The sequence below is a fragment of the Actinoplanes sp. CA-051413 genome (assembly GCF_050955795.1).
Classification (GTDB): domain Bacteria; phylum Actinomycetota; class Actinomycetes; order Mycobacteriales; family Micromonosporaceae; genus Actinoplanes.
On the sequence record NZ_CP192100.1, the window covers coordinates 3,827,994 to 3,844,404 of the forward strand.

At 71.7% G+C, this 16,411-nt stretch carries 20 protein-coding genes and 1 pseudogene; 7 read left to right on the top strand and 14 right to left on the bottom strand.

Features of this window, described 5'->3' with window-relative positions; all coding sequences use genetic code 11:
- The first annotated feature begins 18 nt into the window (after window positions 1-18).
- Window positions 19-1,236, top strand: coding sequence for an ROK family protein (locus ACQP2Y_RS17840; RefSeq protein ID WP_433729590.1), 1,218 nt, complete (start codon window positions 19-21; stop codon window positions 1,234-1,236).
- Between the two features lie 9 nt (window positions 1,237-1,245).
- Window positions 1,246-2,142 carry a Gfo/Idh/MocA family protein gene (locus ACQP2Y_RS17845; protein ID WP_433729592.1) on the top strand — a complete coding sequence of 299 codons (897 nt, stop codon included), beginning with the start codon at window positions 1,246-1,248 and terminating at the stop codon, window positions 2,140-2,142.
- Here the strand turns inward: ACQP2Y_RS17845 and ACQP2Y_RS17850 are convergent.
- Complete coding sequence (locus tag ACQP2Y_RS17850) at window positions 2,117-2,857, bottom strand: hypothetical protein (protein ID WP_433729594.1); 741 nt, start codon at window positions 2,855-2,857, stop codon at window positions 2,117-2,119. The genes ACQP2Y_RS17845 and ACQP2Y_RS17850 overlap by 26 nt on opposite strands.
- Before the next feature lie 156 nt (window positions 2,858-3,013).
- On the opposite strand from ACQP2Y_RS17850, the gene ACQP2Y_RS17855 reads away from it, so the two are divergent.
- On the top strand, window positions 3,014-3,670 hold the full coding sequence (locus ACQP2Y_RS17855; protein ID WP_433729596.1) for a class I SAM-dependent methyltransferase: 657 nt from the start codon (window positions 3,014-3,016) through the stop codon (window positions 3,668-3,670).
- A 376-nt stretch (window positions 3,671-4,046) separates the two neighbouring features.
- On the opposite strand, the gene ACQP2Y_RS17860 is transcribed toward ACQP2Y_RS17855, so the two are convergent.
- The 4 genes from ACQP2Y_RS17860 to ACQP2Y_RS17875 form a co-directional block, all read right to left on the bottom strand.
- On the bottom strand, window positions 4,047-4,730 hold the full coding sequence (locus tag ACQP2Y_RS17860; protein WP_433731987.1) for a S1 family peptidase: 684 nt from the start codon (window positions 4,728-4,730) through the stop codon (window positions 4,047-4,049).
- Window positions 4,731-4,909: 179 nt separating this feature from the next.
- Window positions 4,910-5,134: a hypothetical protein gene (locus ACQP2Y_RS17865; RefSeq protein WP_433729598.1), complete on the bottom strand. Its 225-nt coding sequence runs from the start codon at window positions 5,132-5,134 to the stop codon at window positions 4,910-4,912.
- A 182-nt stretch (window positions 5,135-5,316) separates the two neighbouring features.
- The gene (locus ACQP2Y_RS17870; RefSeq protein WP_433731989.1) at window positions 5,317-5,442 is read right to left on the bottom strand and encodes a hypothetical protein; all 126 of its coding nucleotides are present in this window, start codon (window positions 5,440-5,442) and stop codon (window positions 5,317-5,319) included.
- A 38-nt stretch (window positions 5,443-5,480) separates the two neighbouring features.
- Entirely contained in the window at window positions 5,481-5,948 is a 468-nt protein-coding gene (locus ACQP2Y_RS17875) for a DUF6188 family protein (protein ID WP_433729600.1), read from the bottom strand.
- 275 nt (window positions 5,949-6,223) lie between these two features.
- Between ACQP2Y_RS17875 and ACQP2Y_RS17880 the strand changes: the two genes are divergently transcribed.
- Entirely contained in the window at window positions 6,224-7,399 is a 1,176-nt protein-coding gene (locus ACQP2Y_RS17880; protein ID WP_433729602.1) for a phosphotransferase, read from the top strand.
- Window positions 7,400-7,630: 231 nt separating this feature from the next.
- On the opposite strand, the gene ACQP2Y_RS17885 is transcribed toward ACQP2Y_RS17880, so the two are convergent.
- Entirely contained in the window at window positions 7,631-8,491 is an 861-nt protein-coding gene (locus ACQP2Y_RS17885; RefSeq protein WP_433729604.1) for an SDR family NAD(P)-dependent oxidoreductase, read from the bottom strand.
- Window positions 8,492-8,661: 170 nt separating this feature from the next.
- On the opposite strand from ACQP2Y_RS17885, the gene ACQP2Y_RS17890 reads away from it, so the two are divergent.
- A complete protein-coding gene (locus ACQP2Y_RS17890; protein ID WP_433729606.1) occupies window positions 8,662-9,540 on the top strand; it encodes a helix-turn-helix transcriptional regulator in 879 nt (292 codons plus the stop codon).
- Here the strand turns inward: ACQP2Y_RS17890 and ACQP2Y_RS17895 are convergent.
- The 7 genes from ACQP2Y_RS17895 to ACQP2Y_RS17925 form a co-directional block, all read right to left on the bottom strand.
- Window positions 9,516-10,175 carry a response regulator gene (locus ACQP2Y_RS17895; protein WP_433729608.1) on the bottom strand — a complete coding sequence of 220 codons (660 nt, stop codon included), beginning with the start codon at window positions 10,173-10,175 and terminating at the stop codon, window positions 9,516-9,518. The genes ACQP2Y_RS17890 and ACQP2Y_RS17895 overlap by 25 nt on opposite strands.
- Window positions 10,172-11,326 (bottom strand): sensor histidine kinase, encoded by a 1,155-nt coding sequence (locus ACQP2Y_RS17900; protein ID WP_433729610.1) that lies wholly within the window; start codon window positions 11,324-11,326, stop codon window positions 10,172-10,174. The genes ACQP2Y_RS17895 and ACQP2Y_RS17900 overlap by 4 nt, the downstream gene beginning before the upstream one ends.
- A complete protein-coding gene (locus ACQP2Y_RS17905) occupies window positions 11,323-12,162 on the bottom strand; it encodes a lysostaphin resistance A-like protein (RefSeq protein ID WP_433729612.1) in 840 nt (279 codons plus the stop codon). The genes ACQP2Y_RS17900 and ACQP2Y_RS17905 overlap by 4 nt, the downstream gene beginning before the upstream one ends.
- Before the next feature lie 52 nt (window positions 12,163-12,214).
- Window positions 12,215-12,553 (bottom strand): hypothetical protein, encoded by a 339-nt coding sequence (locus ACQP2Y_RS17910; RefSeq protein ID WP_433729614.1) that lies wholly within the window; start codon window positions 12,551-12,553, stop codon window positions 12,215-12,217.
- A 90-nt stretch (window positions 12,554-12,643) separates the two neighbouring features.
- Window positions 12,644-13,108 (bottom strand): hypothetical protein, encoded by a 465-nt coding sequence (locus tag ACQP2Y_RS17915; RefSeq protein ID WP_433729616.1) that lies wholly within the window; start codon window positions 13,106-13,108, stop codon window positions 12,644-12,646.
- The gene (locus tag ACQP2Y_RS17920; RefSeq protein WP_433729618.1) at window positions 13,105-13,653 is read right to left on the bottom strand and encodes an RNA polymerase sigma factor; all 549 of its coding nucleotides are present in this window, start codon (window positions 13,651-13,653) and stop codon (window positions 13,105-13,107) included. Before ACQP2Y_RS17920 ends, ACQP2Y_RS17915 begins: the two co-directional genes overlap by 4 nt.
- A gap of 64 nt (window positions 13,654-13,717) precedes the next feature.
- The gene (locus tag ACQP2Y_RS17925; protein WP_433729620.1) at window positions 13,718-14,104 is read right to left on the bottom strand and encodes a nuclear transport factor 2 family protein; all 387 of its coding nucleotides are present in this window, start codon (window positions 14,102-14,104) and stop codon (window positions 13,718-13,720) included.
- An 86-nt stretch (window positions 14,105-14,190) separates the two neighbouring features.
- Between ACQP2Y_RS17925 and ACQP2Y_RS17930 the strand changes: the two genes are divergently transcribed.
- Both ACQP2Y_RS17930 and ACQP2Y_RS17935 read left to right on the top strand, forming a co-directional pair.
- Window positions 14,191-14,952, top strand: a complete 762-nt coding sequence (locus ACQP2Y_RS17930) for a helix-turn-helix domain-containing protein (RefSeq protein WP_433729622.1) — start codon at window positions 14,191-14,193, stop codon at window positions 14,950-14,952.
- A 58-nt stretch (window positions 14,953-15,010) separates the two neighbouring features.
- Window positions 15,011-15,864 (top strand): annotated as a pseudogene (locus ACQP2Y_RS17935) (SCO6745 family protein).
- Here ACQP2Y_RS17935 and ACQP2Y_RS17940 read toward each other — a convergent pair.
- Window positions 15,865-16,377 (bottom strand): hypothetical protein, encoded by a 513-nt coding sequence (locus ACQP2Y_RS17940; protein ID WP_433729624.1) that lies wholly within the window; start codon window positions 16,375-16,377, stop codon window positions 15,865-15,867.
- Window positions 16,378-16,411 lie beyond the last annotated feature (34 nt).

A 16,411-nucleotide genomic window follows, 5' to 3' on the forward strand; every position in this document is an offset into this window, starting at 1 on the left:
GTGTTTACGCTACTCACCGTGACCCTTTCTGCCGTGAAGCGCCTCCCGGGCAACCAGAACTCGGCCGGGCACCTGCTGTGGCTGGTGCGCACCGGACGTGCCCGCACCCGAGGTGAACTGCAGAGCTACACGGGCCTGGCCCGGTCGACCATCACCCAGCGCCTCGACCTGCTGCGCGCGACCGGCTACCTGCGCGCCTCCGGGGTGGAGGGGTCGACCGGCGGGCGCCCGGCCGAGCTGCTCGAGGTCGACACCGGGCACGGCGTGGTGCTGGTGGCCGACCTCGGCGGCAACCACGCCCGGGCCGCGGTGGTGGACCTGGGCGGGCAGCCGCTGGCCGAGGAGCACGAGCCGATCAAGATCGGCCGCGGGCCGGAATCGGTGCTGGGCTGGGTCGACGGCGCGTTCCGCCGGGTGCTGGCCCGGGCCGGGTGGGACCGCGATCGGGTACGGGGCATCGGCGTCGGCGTCCCCGGCCCGGTCGAGTTCGACGCCGGCGTGGTCACCCAGCCGCCGATCATGCCGGGCTGGGACGGCTACCCGATCGCCGACCGCTTACGCCGTACCTGGAACCGCCCGGTCTTTGTCGACAACGACGCGAACCTCATGGCGCTGGGCGAGCAGACGGTCCACTACCCCGGCTGCCCGGCGCTGGTGCTGGTGAAGGTGGCCACTGGTGTCGGCGCCGGCGTGGTCATCGACGGGCAGGTCTACCGCGGGATCGACGGCGGCGCCGGCGACATCGGCCACATCCGGCTGCACGACCATCCCGAGGCCCGCTGCGAGTGCGGCCTCTACGGCTGCCTGGCCGCGGTGGCCAGCGGGCTGGCGCTGGCCCAGCGGCTCACCGCCGAGGGCACGCCCACATCGTCGGGCGCCGAGCTGGTCGAGCGCATCCGCTCCGGACACGTCGAGGCCGTGCAGCTGGCCCGTACGGCGGGCAAGCTGGTCGGCGAGGTGCTGTCCACGGTGGTCTGCATGCTCAATCCGGCGGTGCTGGTGATCGCCGGTGACCTGGCGGACATCCACTTCGTCACCGGCGTGCGTGAGGTGCTCTACCAGAGCGCGCTGCCGCGCTCGACCCGCCACCTGGAGGTGACCACGAGCCGGCTGGGTGCCCAGTCGGCGGTGGCCGGCGGGTACGCGATGGTCGTCGATCAGGTCTACGCCCCGGCCGCCGTCGACGCCGAACTCGCCCGCATGGTGCCCGCCGATCTGGCCACTTCTGGCCGATAATGCTCCGATATGGAACGCGACGAGTACGCCCAGCCGGTCGAAGTGGGCCTGGTCGGCGCCGGACCCTGGGCAGCCACGATGCACGGGCCGGTGCTCGCCGCCGGCCCCGAGACCCACCTGGCCGCCGTCTGGTCGCGCCGCCCGGAGGCCACCGCACACCTCGCCGCCCGGCTGGGCGCGCACGCCGCCACCTCGTACGAGGAACTGCTCGATCGGTGCGAGGCTGTCGCTTTCGCCGTACCGCCGGATGCGCAGGCCGAATTCGCACCCCGCGCCGCCCGGGCCGGTAAGGCCCTGCTGTTGGAGAAGCCCCTGGCGCTCGACCTGGACGCGGCCCGCGCACTGGCCGACACCGTCGCGGAGTGCGGCGTGGTCACCCAACTCGTGCTCACCAAGCGCTACCACCACAGCACGCGAGCATTCCTCGCCGCGGCGGCGACGTTCACCTCCGCCGGAGCAAGAGCACGTTACCTGCACGGTGCGTTCCTCGGCGGAGCGATGGCCACCGGCTGGCGGCTGACCCGCGGCGCCCTGTACGACCTCGGCCCCCACCTGCTCGACCTGGCCGACGCCGCCCTCGGCCCGATCGAGGAACTGCGCGCCTACGGCGACAGCCGCCGCTGGATCGAGCTGACCTGCGCGCACCGCGGCGGCGCGATCAGCCAGCTGTCGCTGTCCGGCGCCGTCGGGCTGCCGTCCTCGCAAGCGGGGATCGACCTGTACGGACCGGCCGGGGAGCTGACGCTGGACTTCGGCGCGGTCGACCACCAGGAGTGCTGGCCGGTGCTGCGGGCCGAGTTCGCTGCCGCCGTACGCTCCGGCGTGCCGCACGACCTGGACGTGCGCCGCGGGCTGATGCTGCAGGAGCTTTTGGCCCGGGTCAGTGCCCCACACGGCGGGCGGTGAGCAGCACCATCCCGGTGGTCTCGTAGCCGTCGCTGGTCGCGGCCGAGTCGATCCGCTCGACCACCAGGTCCGTGGTCACGGGCGCGAACACGGCGCGGACGATCTCCGGATCCACGGGATAGCCGGGCCAGTGCGGCCCGCTGCCGATCTGGTAGCGGCCCATGTTCTCCATGAACGCGGCCACGAGCCACCCGCCCGGGCGGACCGACCCGGCGAAGGCCAGGCACAGGTCGCGGAACTCGTCGGCGACCTCGGTGGCGCTCTCCGCGACGAAGTGCATGGAGGCCAGATCGTAGGTGTCCGGCGACAGATCGCCGGTGCCACCCCGCCGTACGCGCACCCGCGCGAGCGCCTCGCTCAGGGTGGGCGGCAGCTCGGGCTGCAGCTCCCGGCACCGGCGGTAGAAGCGCTGCCAGCTCTCCTCCGGGCCGTCGCGGAGCTGCTTCTCCAGGTACGCCACACTGGCCGCGCTGGGCTCCACCGCCTCGATGTCCCGGCTTACGGCGGAGGTCAGCATGAGGGGGTAGAGGTTAGGACCCGCTCCAAGCTCCAGCGACCGCGCGAAGTGCCCGGGCGGGAAGCGCCGGTAGAAGGCCGAGTGGTGTACGAGCACTGCGTCGTCGTCGTGCGCCACGTCCCGGTAGATCTCGTCCAGGTAGTCGGTGACCGGCCATCGGTCCCAGTCCACGTCGCGGTTGTGCAAAGGTGAACCCATGCCCCGATCATGCCGCGAACGCGGATGGCCGGCATCCGCCCGTTTGCCGTTCCGGCAACGGAACTTGTCATTGCGAGGACCGGTGCGCACGCTGATGAGCATGGACATCAACAACTTGTACGGCCGGATCGCCGCGACGGGCCGGGGTGTGACCCGATGAGCGGGCACGGACACGGGCATCAGTCCGAGGCCGAGGCGACGGCCATGTTCGAGCCGCCGAGCTGGGACGAGCGCTACTCCGGCCCGGAGAAGGTCTGGAGCGGGCAGCCCAATCCGCAACTCGTCGCCGAGGTGACCAGTCTGACGCCGGGCACCGCGCTCGACGTCGGCTGCGGCGAGGGCGGCGACGTGATCTGGCTGGCCCAGCAGGGCTGGAAGGTCACCGGCGCGGACTTCTCGGCCAACGGCCTGGCCCGCGCCGCCCGGCACGCCGAGCAGGCCGGGGTGGCTGACAGCGTCGACTTCTGGCAGGTCGACGCGCGGGCGTTCGCGGCCGAGGGCCGGACCTTCGACCTGGTCACCAGCCACTTCCTGCACCCGCCGGACGGCGGGATGGTGGAGGTGACCCGCCGGCTGGCCGGTGCTGTCGCGCCCGGCGGGCATCTGCTCGTGGTCGGCCACGCGCCGTCCGAGGTGTTCACGCAGCTGTCGGCCAGCCACCGCAAGGCGATGTTCGTCGCCGAGGAACTGCTGCCGGCCCTGCCGGAGGGTTTCGAGGCGCTGGTGGTGGAGCAACGCCCCCGCACCGCTGTCCGCGACGGTGTCACGGTCGAGATCGCGGACTCGACCCTGCTCGCCCGCCGGACGTCCTAGTCACCGTCGGCCTGGTCGCCGTCGCCTGGTCGTCTGTCGTCTGGTTGCCGTTCGCGTGCTAGCCCTTGGCGTAGTCGCCTCTCGCCCTTCGCTGTGCGACGCCGGCCTTTCCTTGGCTTCAACAGGGCCGGTCACATCCTCAGGCGCGCCACTCTGATTGCGACGGCTGAGACGCCGGCGAGCTGACTTCGGCTTGTCACCTCATGTGGAGGTTCGCCGCATCAGGTTGAGGTGCGGATGAGGGGCCGGCGCGACGAGTCGCCGGCCCGCTCGGGGGTGGTCAAGCTGGTCTGTTCAGGGGTGGCCAAGGTCGGCCTGACCCGGGGGCGGTCAGGCCGACCTTGGCAGTGGGTCAAGCCGACCCGCTCAGGAGCGGTCAGGCCGGCAGCCCACCCACCTGCTGGTCGACCCAGCTGCGCACCGACGGCAGATCCCCATAGATGGAAGGCGCCGTCGCGCACGTGGAGCTGTTGTTACCAGCGCGGCTGGTCACCCCGATCAACGCCCAGCGTCCGCTGACCGAACGCACCTGCGGCCCGCCGGAGTCCCCGTAGCAGGCGCCGGCGTTGCCGTTGGTGTTGTTGGTGCAGATCTCGAACGCCGCGTCGATGCCGGCGCAGCGGCTGTCCGACACGATCGAGGTGTCGAGCTCGTTGGCGACGCGCGGCGTCGACCCGCATCCCCGGGTCGGGCAGGTCTGGCCCCAGCCGATGATCCGGGTCGCCGTGCCGACGGCACCGGACGCGGTCGGGATAGGTGCAGGTGCGTAGGACACGGATGAGGTCAACTCGAGCAGCTTGATGTCGATCCGAGGGTGGTTCACCGCCCGCCGGACGGAGACCACCGTGCCGCCACTGCTGCGATCGACGCTGCCGACGCGGACCGAGGCGGGGGTGGGACAGTGCTTGGCCGTGACAGCCCAGTTGCCCTTGATGAGCGAACCGGTGCAGCCGGAGACGTAGACCATGAACGAGTAGTTCTCGGTGGCGGGGCGCCCGTTGACCACCTGGGTGACGGGCGGCGGCTCGGGGGAGGGCCCAGCGATCGCAGCGGCCGGCATGGGCAGGCCGGCGGCGGCGACGGTGGCAGCGGTGAGGAGTGTCCGGGCGAGGGTACGCATGCGGTCGTCCTGTCTGTGCCGGAGGAGTGGGACGGCGGGCGGTTGCCCGGACAAACCGTAGCGACGTAGTGATGCTCATCGATACATATCGAACGGGGCCTACCGCTGCGTGATGGCCGCTACGCCGTCTCGGGGTAGACCTCCACGTCGTAGAGCAGCCGGACAGGCTCGCCGTTCGAGACGCCGACGAAGATCGGCTCGCCGGCCGGCGTACGGCCACGTCGCCACACCTGGGCCAGGGCGGCCTCCCGCGACGGGCGATGGACCTTGTCGGCCTGGTGCAGCTCCAGCACCTTCCGCGCGGTGGTCCGGTCACTCTCCAGCTGTACGCGTATCAGCGGCATAATTGAGCTGTTCGACCGCGGCCTCGACGTAATCCTGACCGCGGCGGATCCCTATTGAGCCCAGGATCCTAGGACGCTTTAGAGGTGGTGCGGTCGGTCATCACAACCGGAGCATTGTCGTCGGCCGAACCGGCCGGTGCACTCAAGGCGGTCATGGTCAGGCCGGGATCCGCCATGCAGATCTAGGTCGTCGGCGACGGGGTGGCGGATCTGCTTGATCCGGCGCAGTGCGCGTGTACGTCGCGGACCGCCCACCGGGTGCGGAAGTCCTCGCCCCGGGTGGTGAGCTCTCCGACGACGTCGGTCAGGTCCTTGTCTTACGGCGTGCTGAAGCGGCAGACCCAGCTCAAGAGCGGGCCTCGTCGGTCGCCCACGACAGCTGACCCCCGGGTACGCCGGTCCGCCCCGACGCGTCGCCCCACACGGCCAGCTCGCCCCGCGCCAAGCACACGATCAGCAGCCCGTCCGGACCGGCGACGGCCCACGACTCGAAGTCCGCGTCGACCCCGATCAGCAACAGCGCGCCGCTGCGGAACGTGATCTGCAGTTCGCCGGTCTCGCGGATGCATGCCGTCCGGATCACGTCCCCGAGCAGGGTCGCGAGGATGTCCGAGGGGTTCTCGCCCGGCTCCACATCGACCCGGCCGCCCGGCCCGTGCAGCTGGGTGACGGTCTCGATCAGCACCTGGCAGCCGCCGGAGAGACCCAGGACGATGGCGTGGCCGAGCCGTACGTACTCCAGCTTGCGCCCGCCCAGCAGGTCGATCGACCGCCCTTGCCGCGGGCGCCGTCCGGCGTCCATGTCGGCGACCATGACTGGCAACATGACTTACCTCGATCGGCTCATCGGACTGTTGATCACAGGACCGTAGCCCGCACTTTCATAAGAGAGCCTTAAAGACCACAGCGGATTCCTGCAGGCGCGGGGTTGACACTGACGCGGTACTTTCCGTTAGCCTCGATCCGCGCGCCGGGTACGCGCCGCGACTCGCCGGAAGGCTCGAAGCCACCCCGTGTGATGTCAGGCTGGGCGACGGTCACCGACGCTCTGTCCGCCCGTGCGAGTCCGGGCGTTGAGCGAGGTGCACCATGAAGACGCTGCCCGACAACCCCAATCTCGACCACCTGCGCCGGCAGGCGAAGGATCTGCTCGCCGGCCTGCGCGACATCCGGCCCGAAGCGACACTCGCCGAAGCGCAGGCGTCACTCGCCGAGCAGTACGGTTTCCGCACCTGGACCGACCTCAAGGCTGAGGTCGACCGCCGGCGGGGCCGTGCCGACGTCGCCGATCCGGCCCTGGCCCGGCAGCTCGCCACCCGCTTCGGTCTCGGTGACGTCGTCGGGGAAATGCGGTCCATGTCCCGCCCGGACGAGATGGGACGGCGCTGGCTGCTGCAGACAGACCGCGGCCGCTGGGCTCCGCGCACTGTGGACGACGTGTATCCCGTGTCCGACGGCGAGGACAACGCCCGGTTCCAGGAGGCCGCAGCTCGGGCCGGGGTGGCGCTGCCGGCACCGGTCCGCAGCACCTCCGGCGCCGTGGTCGAGGTCATCGACGGCAGTCAGTGGCGGATGTACGAGTGGCTGCCGTCCGGGCCGCCGTTGGCCGCCCCGGTCAGCGCGACCGTCACCCGCGCAGTCGGGGACATGCTCGCCACCCTGCACGGGCTCCGGATTCCGGTGGACGGCACCTGCCCGTGGAGCTCCGTAAGGTTCGCCTCCTCCGGCTGGCCTGAACTTGCGGAGGTGGCCGCCGCCAAGGGGGCCGGCTGGGCGCCCGTCCTGGCCGCGGCCGTGCCGACGCTGGTCGAGCTCGAGTCGGTCGGCAACCGGGCCGCACCCACCGAAGCGGTGCTGTGCCACCACAATGTGAGCCCGGGCAACATACGGGCCGGGGCGGACGGCCGGCTGATCCTCACCGGATGGGAACACGCCAACGGGCTGCCACCGGCCTGGGAACTGGCCGCGGTGCTGGTTTCCTGGGCGGTGAACCCCGGTGGTGGCATCAACGCCGCGGGAGCCCGCGCCCTGACCGAGGGTTATCGGGCGCGGGCCGGGTGCCTGCCACCGCTGAGCCTGGACGCGTTCAGCGGCACGGCGATCGGCTTGCAGAACTACGTGTGGGGCCAGATCGAGCTGGCACTCGAAGTGCGCGATGTGGAGGACGTGCGGTACACCGACCGCAACGTCCGGCACCTGCTCACCCACCTGCCGTCCCGGGCGACCTACGAACGCCTCCTGGAAGCGGCTCTCGCCGAGGGGTGAGAACAGCCGCCGGTCGCCGCGGGGGCTTCCCGCGGCGACCGCGAGCTCCGTTCAGTCCTCGACCAGGCGACTACGGCGCGATCCGGCCCGGGCCGATGCCGACCGGCACGGCGCGGACACCCGGGCGGGTGTGGAACGCCGGCCTGCGCGGCGGCCGGCGGCGAAGCGGACCGCCTCGCTGGCGCCGACGACCGCGCCGGCCTGCGGGATGACAGCGACGCCGTCGTCGCCTCAGACGGCCTCGGCGATGTCGGTGGTGGTGGCGAGCGCCCGGCCGGCCTCGATGTCGGCGGTCAAGCTTTCGATGCGGGTCGTGGCCAGGGCGTAGGAGTCCGAGCCGAGGATCTGGTGCAGCGGCGCGGTGCCGGACTCGGCGACGGTGATGATCGCGGTGGCCGCGCGGGCCGGGTCGCCGAGCTGGGTGCCGGGCATCGCCAGGTGGGTGTCGGTCATCCCGCGGACCGCGTCGTAGCCGTCGGCGGTCCGTTCCGGCAGGTGCAGGCTTCCGGTACGCAGGAAGTCGGTGCGCATGTATCCGGGCTCGACCAGGTTGACCCGGATGCCGAAGTCCGCGACCTCAGCCGCCAGTGAGCCGGTCAGGCCCTCCAGGGCGTACTTGGCCGCGCAGTACAGGCCCCAGCCGGGGAAGGCGGTCAGTCCGAGGATCGACGAGATGTTGATGATGTGGCCGCTGCGGCGTGCGCGCATGCCGGGCAGGACGGCCCGCAGCACGTTCCACGCCCCGAACAGCTGCACGTCGAACAGCTCCCGGGCCTCGGCGTCGGAGACCTCCTCGACGGCGCCGAGCAGGCCGTAGCCGGCGTTGTTGACCACGACGTCGATCCCGCCGAAGCGGTCAACCGTCGCGGCCACGGCGGCCGTGACCTCCTTCTCGTCGGCCAGGTCGACGGGCAGGACCAGCAGCCGGGACGTGTCGGCGGCGGCCAGGTCCGCGGTCAGGCGTTCGGGGGAGCGGGTGGTCGCGGCGACGTTGGCCCCGCGCTCCAGCAGCTGCCCGACCAGCTCGCGGCCGAGGCCGTGGGAGGCGCCGGTGACGAACCAGGTCGCGGGTCCGGTGGTGGGGTAGGGCATGGGAGCCTCCTCAGGCTGACCTTTCGATGAAGTCCCCGGCTGGGGAACGGCTCCCATGCTGCGTTCGTGGACCGGGGTCCGGACACCGTCAGCCGGGCCCAGCCCTGCCTGGGCACGCCATGCCCACCCAGCCGCTGGGCAGCGCGCCCGCCAACGGCAATCATGAAGGCATGGTGGGACGCGCGGAGCTGGGTGACTTCCTGCGGAAGTGCCGGACGGACACGACACCGGAGGCCGTGGGACTCACCTGCCAGGCCGGTCAGACCGCTCGACGGGTACGGGGTCTGCGCCGCGAGGAGGTGGCGCAGCTCGCCGGGGTGAGCGTCGACTACTACACGCGCCTGGAGCAGGGCCGGCACACGAGTCCTTCGGAAGGGGTCCTCGACGCCCTGGCGCGGGTGTTCCAGCTCGACGCCGCCGCCCGGGCCCACCTGGCTGATCTGGCCCGTCCGGCCCGTCGGCGTGCTCAGCCCGTACCGGTGCAGCGGGTGCGGCCCGCCCTGCAGCAGCTGATCGCCTCCATGACCGAGCACCCGGCCTTCATCATCGGCCGCCGCACGGACGTCCTGGCGTCGAACACGCTGGCCCGGGCGCTGCTCACCGACTGGACCCGGCTGCCGCCGCGGCACCGCAACTACACCCGGTGGGTGTTCCTCGAGCCGGCCGCCCGGGAGGCCTTCCGCGACTGGCCGGCCGTGGCGGCCGAGGTGGTCGGCACCCTGCGGCTCTACGCCGGGCGGTTCCCCGACGACCCGCTGCTCAGCGAGCTGGTCGGGGAGCTGACGATCAAGAGCGCGGAATTCCGTACGTGGTGGAACGGGCACCAGGTGCACGAACGCACCCACGGCAGCAAACACATGGTGCACCCCGCCGTCGGACCGATCACCATCCGGTACGAGGCGCTGGCGTTGCCCGGCGACGACGAGCAGACGCTGTTCATCTACACCACCGATCCGGGCAGCGCCTCGCACGACAACCTGCGCCTGCTGGCGCTGTGGGCGACCGAGCAGCCGGCCGCCGGCCCTCAGGTCACCAGGCCCCTGCGGTAGGCGTAGACCACCGCCTGCACGCGGTCGCGCAGGCCGAGCTTGGTGAGGATGCGCGACACGTACGTCTTCACGGTCTCGTGGCTGATGACCAGGGTCGCCGCGATCTCGCCGTTGGACCGGCCGTCGGCGATCAGCCGCAGCACCTCCAGCTCGCGCGGGGTCAGCGCGACATCGTCCGGGGTGTCCTCGATGGGCCGGATCCGCGCCGCGTACCGGCCCACGAGCTGCCGGGTCACCTCGGGCGCCAGCAGTGCCGCGCCGGTGGCGACAGTGCGGATGCCGTGCAGCAGCTGCGCCGGCGGGGCATCCTTGAGCAGGAAACCGCTCGCGCCCGCGCGCAGCGCCTCGTAGACGTACTCGTCGAGGTTGAACGTGGTCACCACCAGCACCTTCACCGGGTGGGCGACCCCGGCGCCGGCCAGCAGGCGGGTCGCCTCGATGCCGTCGAGCACGGGCATCCGTACGTCCATCACCACGACGTCCGGCCGCAGCCGGCCGGCGAGCTCGACCGCCGCCCGGCCGTCGCCGCATTCGCCGACCACCTCGAGGTCGGGCTGGGCGCCGACGATCGTGGTGAATCCCGTACGGATCAGCGGCTGGTCGTCGCAGATCAGCACCCGCAGCGGCGCGGTCACGACGGGCTCCCGCCGGGGATGCGGGCCCGCACGACGAAGCCGCCGCCGCTGCCCCGGCCGGCGCTGAACTCGCCGCCGAGCACCCCGATCCGTTCGCGCAGCCCGGCGAGGCCCCGCCCGCTGCCGCCGGGGGAGACGGCGCGCGAGCCCGGGCCCTCGGTGCTGACTTCCACGGTGGTCTCCTTCTCGCCATGGCACACGTGCACGACGGTGCGGCTGCCGTGGGCGTACTTGAGGGCGTTCGTCAGCGCCTCCTGCACCACCCGGTACGCCGCGACCTCGGTGCTCCCGGTCGTCTGGGCCGGGGTGCCGTCCTGGGTGAACTCCACCGGCTGCCCGGCCAGCCGGGTCTGCTCGACGAGGGTGTGCAGCTCGCCGACGGACGGCAGCCGTGGCTCGGTGCTGTGGTCGGGATTGAGCAGGTCGAGCAGATGCCGCAGGTCCGTGATGGCCCGCCGGCCGGTGTCGGTGATCGCGGTCAGGCTCTCGTCGAGCCGGTCGGGCGCGGCGGTCAGGTAGCGCGCCGCCTCGGCCTGCACCACCATCGCGGTCACGTGGTGGGTCACGACGTCGTGCAGTTCGCGGGCGATGCGGGTGCGTTCGGCCGTACGGGTGGCCTCGGCGACGTGCCGGCGCTGCTCCGCCTCGGCGAACCGGGTCCGGCGCAGCCAGGCCCCGATGCCCCACGCGACGGCCAGCGCCAGGTAGAACGTGATGAAGTCGGCGACGGTCTCGACCGACCCGCTGCGGCCGAGAGCGACGGCCAGCGGGACATACGCGACGGACAGCAGCACCACGGTGGTACGCCGATGGCGGGACAGATGCAGCGCCGTGCTCACCAGCGCGATGGGCAGCGCGATGCTCGCCGCCGTGTGATAGGCGCGGAGCTGGTCGATCGCGAAGCCCAGCGACACCAGGCCGAGGCAGAGGGCCGGCCGGCGCCGGCGCATGGCCAGCGGCAGGCACTCCAGGGCGACCACCAGCACCGTCAGCGCGTCGGCCGGGCGGGTCGGCAGGTCGCCGAGCTGCGTGCCGCGGTTGTGCAGTGCCGGCACCGTCGACAGGACGACCAGCAGCAGCGCGAACGGGAGGTCCCGGACGGTGACGTCCCAGCGCCGCCACCGTTCCGGGACCCGCCGGAGGTCGATCATCGGGAAACTGTAGCGGTCGCCGCCGGCTCACCGGCCGCGCGGCGCCGCCGCGGGACGATGTGACCGCGGCGGTGGGCCAGCCACATGAACACGACGGTCAGGGCCACACCGGCCGCCACCGTGTACAGGCTGCCCTCCGGGCCGAAGTCGCCCCCGGTGACCAGGGTCGAGCCCGAGAACGTGGCGTCCAGGAGTCCCTTCGACTCGCCGTTGCCGGAGACCGCCGCGCCGGAGATGCCGCCCAGGGCGAAGTTCCAGCCGAAGTGCAGCCCGATCGGCACCCACAGATTGCGGGTGGCGGCGTAGCAGGCGGCGAGCATGAAACCGGCCTCGATCGCGATGGCGGTCGCGCCCCACAGGGTCGCGTCCGGGTTGACCAGGTGCATCGCGCCGAACACCACGCCGGTCAGCAGCAGCGAGATCCAGGTGCCGATACGTTCCTCGATGACGCGGAACAGCACGCCGCGGAACAGCAGCTCCTCGGTGACGGCAGCGGCGGCCATGAACCCCACCAGCCCCAGCGCGCCGGTGACCGAACCCAGGCCGTGCACGTGATAGCCGTCGAGGAAGGCGATGTTGGTGATGACGGCCACGAACATCCCGGCCCCGATCAGTGCGCCCCGCAGGAGCCGGGCGACGGCCCCCGACCGGGCCACCTCGGTCGGTGCGCGGTGCTCGGTGCGCCGTACCACCCACGCGTAGACCAGGACCGCGAGCACCGCTGTCACGAGCCCGAGCACCAGAGTGAGCCACGGGTTCCCCTGCACCGCGGCGACACTCTGACCACCGACGAAGGTGACCGCCGCAACCGCCAGGAACTGCTTCACGAAACGCATGTTGACTCCTCCATGAAGTCCGCGGCTCGAGCGCCGCGGGCTGCGTTGAACGCTATGGATTTGTCGCGCCGGAATCGTCACCGCACGGTGGACACTCCTGGGTAGCTCGCTCGGGGGACAGGTCCTGCAGGCCCTGCTCCCAGCGCTGCTGCCGTTGCTCGGGCGTCTGGTCCCACCAGGGGACGCCGCGTTCGCCGAGGGCGACCTTGGCCAGCTGTACGCGGGCGCGGGCCGGGGCGGGGTCCACGCCGGTGCGTAGCGCGGTGCCGATGTCGCGCCGGGCGGTCATCAACGCCTTGCGTAGCTGTGCGGCCACGTCCTCGGGGATGGCGGGGTCGGTGGCCCGCCAGCGCCGCCCCGAGATGACGACGAAGTGGCCGTCCTCGGTCATCAGCGGTCGCTCCTTGCTTGCCACCCGGCCCCCTTTTCTTCGTATCCGTTTCCTCGGTGCCCGTTGTCTGCCTTCCCTGCAGCCGATCCCTCAGTGCCCGTTTTCCGCCGCGGCAAGCTCGTTCTTCCTGTTCAGCAGCGCCGCCCGCGTCCGGCGGGCCGCCCGCAAGTGGGCGGCGGCCAGCACCCCGAGGAGGACCACCACAGCGAGTAGCGACGGCTCGAGCTTGTGCCGCAACGTGGTGATGACCAGCGCGCCGACGGTGAACACCAGCCAGGCGCCGAGCCCGAGCCAGCCGGCAACAACCCGGTCCCGGGCGAACAGCGGCGCCCGCCGGGTCACCGCCCAGCCACCGAACGCCGCCCAGGCCGCGCCGATGGCCATCAGGATCGCGAAGGCCACCTTCGTGCGTGGCGGCAGCCCCGGCTCGGTCGCCCAGAGCACACCGATCAGGGCGCTGCCGGTGAGGCCGGCGAGGGCCACGGCCACGTAACCGACCCGCTTGCCCAGCGACAACGGCGTGGCGAGTCGCGCCAGCACGTCTTCCGGAGTCATGCCTCGTACCCCTTTCGTACCAGCTCTTCGCGCAACAGGATCCGGGCCCGGTGCAGCCGCGACTTCACGGTGCCCACCGGTACGGCGCAGATCTGCGCGCAGGTGGTCAGCGGCAGATCCTCGAGGTAGAACAGCAGCAGAACCTCGCGTTCCGGCGCGGGTAGCGCGGCGAGGGCACCACCGAGCGTCTCCCGGTTGACGACTGCTTCCGCCTCGTCATCGCCCGCCCCGTCGTTGCCCGGGCCGTCTTCGGCGGGCCGGTTGTCGATCGGCTCGGGTTTCGGGTGTGCGTAGGCGTCCCGCAGCCGATTCATTACCGCCCGGCGGGCGATGGTGAACAGCCACGGAGCGAAGCGGTCCGGCTGGCGCAACCTCGGCAGCCCTTTCACGACCGCCAGCCAGACCTCCTGCACCACGTCGTCAGCCGGCCCGCCGAGCATCCGCCCGACGTACCGCTCGACCGCCGGATGCCAGGCCCGTACCAGCTCGGCGAACGCCTCCCGCTCGCCCAGCTGGCAGCGGACCACCAGCAACTCATCGCTCATCGGCCCCTCCTTCACCTGTTCAGTCGGGGCACCGGCACGTCAGGTTCACCACATCTGGTTGAGGTCAGCCTGAGGCAGGCTCCCACCAGGTCAGATTGGCGGCTGCCCGGGACACCGGCTCGATGATCTCGAACCCCTCGGCGATCAGCCCGTCGCGTACCCGCCAGACCTCGACGACCGTGATCTCGGGCCCGCCGGGCAGCCAGCGCCGGGTGCACAGCACCACGTGATCGCCGTCGGCCAGCAGCTGCAGGACCTCGACCTGCATGTCCGCGAGGGGCACCAGCGCCACCCGGACGGCGGCCAGCCATTCCGTCTTGGTCGAGGAGGTGGAATCCGGCCGGCGGTGGACGAAGTCGTCGCTGAGGAACGGTGCGAGGGCGTCGACGTCGCGCGTCTCGAGCAGGGCGGCCAACGCCCGCTGGATGACGGCCTTGTTGTCGGTAGTCATGGACGGAGTGTTTCCGCGGCCGCCGCGATTGTCGATGAAACGGGAGTTCATGGCGTCCTGCGCCACGATGAGTACGCTGCACGTTCGTGGACACGGTGGGGGAGCTGCTGCGGCAGTGGCGGCACCGCCGGGGGCTCAGCCAGCTGGACCTCGCCATCGCCGCGGACGTCTCGGCCCGGCACGTCAGCCTGGTCGAGACCGGGAAATCCCGGCCCAGCGCCGACATGATCCTGCGGCTGGCGGATCAGCTGCAGGTACCGCTGCGCGATCGCAACAGGCTGCTGCTCGCGGCCGGCTTCGCACCCCGGTACGCGGAACGTCCGCTCGACGACACCGCACTGTCCGCGGTACGCGACGCGGTCCGCCGGGTGCTGCACGCGCACGAGCCGTATCCGGCGCTGGTCTTCGATCGACGCTGGAACATCGTGATGACCAACCGTGCGGTCGAGCCGTTCTTCGCCGGGGTCGCCCCGGATCTGCTGCGGCCGCCGGTCAACCTGGTGCGGCTGGGCTTGGATCCGCGCGGGCTCGCTCCGCTGGTCGTCAACCTGGGTGACGTGCGGGCTGTGTTCCGTACCCGAATCTCCCGCCAGCTGGCCACCGCGCCCGACCCCGAGCTGACCGCGCTCTACGAGGAGCTGCTGGCCCCCGCGGCGGGGGACACCCCGGGCGACCGGGTCGACGCCGACGTCGTGATCCCGATGATTCTCCGCGTCGCCGGGCGGGAGCTGCGGATGTTCTCGACCATCACCACGTTTGGCACCCCGATGGACATCACCCTGGACGAGGTCGCGATCGAGTCGTATTACCCGGCGGACGCGGCGAGCGCCGCGTACTTCACGCAGTAGCCGCTTCCCGGCGATTGGCCGTTTACGGCTCGGGGTCTCCGGTCCTTGAATCATCGGTATGCCTGACGATGCTGTGGCCCGAGACCTGTGGCAGCTGTACGAGCCGTTGCACGCGGTCACCTATTTCGCGCCGGAAGCCCGGGCCGCGTTCGAAGGTGCCGGGCTGCGCGGGTTCTGGCGAGGCTACTTCGCGGCCGGACCGCGCCGCTCGGAGCCGTGCCGGCGGCACCGGTCACCGCGTTGTTCTTCTCCTTCGCGCCGGCGATGGTGGCCCGCGCCCTGCCCGACGTGTGGCAGCGGGCGTCGCCGGAGCAGGCGCTGGCCGCCCGCCTCGACGGCGCTGTCGCTGCAATGCGGGCCGTGTTGCCCTCGGGGCCGGAGCGCTGGGCGGCGGCGGCCGATCTGCTGGAGGTCGCGGCGCAGGCCGCGGTGACTGACGGCCGTGCGCTGGGTGCCGCCAACGCCGCCCTGCCGCGTCCGGCCGAGCCGCTCGCCCGGCTGTGGCACGCCGCCACGGTGTTGCGCGAGCACCGGGGTGACGGGCACATAGCCGCGCTTGTTCATGCTGAGGTGAACGGCTGCCAGGCGCTCGTGCTCCGGGACGCGCTGTACGGCGGCAGGGAGCAGCTGCAGCCGAACCGGGGCTGGACCGATGCCGAGTGGGACGCCGCGCGCCGGGAATTGGCATCGCGCGGCTGGTTGGACGACGATGGCCGGCCCACCTCAGAGGCAGAGGCCGTCCACCGCGCCGTTGAGGACCACACCGACCGGCTGGCCGCTCAGCCGTGGTCCGCGCTGCTTCCTGCCGACCGCGCCCGGCTGGCCGAGTTGCTGGCACCGTTGGCCGATGCCGTCGCGGTCGTTATCCCGTATCCCAATCCGATGGGCGTGCCCGGCCCCCGCACGACGTGATCAGGTAGGGCGTCGGTCTTCCTGCTCGGCGGCCCGATGGATGCCGATCAGCTCGTCGCGGTACGAGTGATCGGCCGTCTCGATCTCGTCCTTGACCAGGGCCCCGTTCTCCCACCACTGCATCAGCCCGCGGCCCATCTCCTGACCGGCCCGGGTGTGGACGCACAGGGCGTAGTCCGGGACGCTGACCTGGAGGTCGCCGCTCTGCACCTTGGTGGCCACCAGGTCCGCGTGCTCGGAACTGGTGCGGTCCTTGCGGGCCAGGGCGAGATAGCGGACGGCGTGCACGGCCATCATGGTGTCGCCGCCCGGAGCAGCGCGGAAATTCTGATGCAGACACTCCAGCAGGACCGGGGCCAGGGGTGCACCCATGCCCACGTCCTCGACGGCAATGAGCTTCAGCCGGCGCCACAGGTGCTCGGCGACTTCGGCGGAGGTCGACAGCATCTCGTACGCGGCCAGCACGGCGTTGTCGACGTTGCCCCGGCGGATGTCCTTCTGCAGGACGGACACCAGCTGATCGACCGGGATACCTCGTGGTGAGGTG

Excerpts from the sequence above, each read along its gene's own strand:
- ACQP2Y_RS17925 (WP_433729620.1), bottom strand. The coding sequence starts at position 14,104 with ATGACTACCGACAACAAGGCCGTCATCCAGCGGGCGTTGGCCGCCCTG.
- ACQP2Y_RS17885 (WP_433729604.1), bottom strand. The coding sequence starts at position 8,491 with ATGCCCTACCCCACCACCGGACCCGCGACCTGGTTCGTCACCGGCGCC.
- ACQP2Y_RS17910 (WP_433729614.1), bottom strand. The coding sequence starts at position 12,553 with ATGACCGAGGACGGCCACTTCGTCGTCATCTCGGGGCGGCGCTGGCGG.
- ACQP2Y_RS17890 (WP_433729606.1), top strand. The coding sequence starts at position 8,662 with ATGGTGGGACGCGCGGAGCTGGGTGACTTCCTGCGGAAGTGCCGGACG.
- ACQP2Y_RS17855 (WP_433729596.1), top strand. The coding sequence starts at position 3,014 with ATGAGCGGGCACGGACACGGGCATCAGTCCGAGGCCGAGGCGACGGCC.
- ACQP2Y_RS17850 (WP_433729594.1), bottom strand. The coding sequence starts at position 2,857 with ATGGGTTCACCTTTGCACAACCGCGACGTGGACTGGGACCGATGGCCG.
- ACQP2Y_RS17905 (WP_433729612.1), bottom strand. The coding sequence starts at position 12,162 with ATGCGTTTCGTGAAGCAGTTCCTGGCGGTTGCGGCGGTCACCTTCGTC.
- ACQP2Y_RS17915 (WP_433729616.1), bottom strand. The coding sequence starts at position 13,108 with ATGACTCCGGAAGACGTGCTGGCGCGACTCGCCACGCCGTTGTCGCTG.
- ACQP2Y_RS17900 (WP_433729610.1), bottom strand. The coding sequence starts at position 11,326 with ATGATCGACCTCCGGCGGGTCCCGGAACGGTGGCGGCGCTGGGACGTC.
- ACQP2Y_RS17845 (WP_433729592.1), top strand. The coding sequence starts at position 1,246 with ATGGAACGCGACGAGTACGCCCAGCCGGTCGAAGTGGGCCTGGTCGGC.
- ACQP2Y_RS17860 (WP_433731987.1), bottom strand. The coding sequence starts at position 4,730 with ATGCCGGCCGCTGCGATCGCTGGGCCCTCCCCCGAGCCGCCGCCCGTC.
- ACQP2Y_RS17920 (WP_433729618.1), bottom strand. The coding sequence starts at position 13,653 with ATGAGCGATGAGTTGCTGGTGGTCCGCTGCCAGCTGGGCGAGCGGGAG.
- ACQP2Y_RS17880 (WP_433729602.1), top strand. The coding sequence starts at position 6,224 with ATGAAGACGCTGCCCGACAACCCCAATCTCGACCACCTGCGCCGGCAG.
- ACQP2Y_RS17865 (WP_433729598.1), bottom strand. The coding sequence starts at position 5,134 with ATGCCGCTGATACGCGTACAGCTGGAGAGTGACCGGACCACCGCGCGG.
- ACQP2Y_RS17875 (WP_433729600.1), bottom strand. The coding sequence starts at position 5,948 with ATGGTCGCCGACATGGACGCCGGACGGCGCCCGCGGCAAGGGCGGTCG.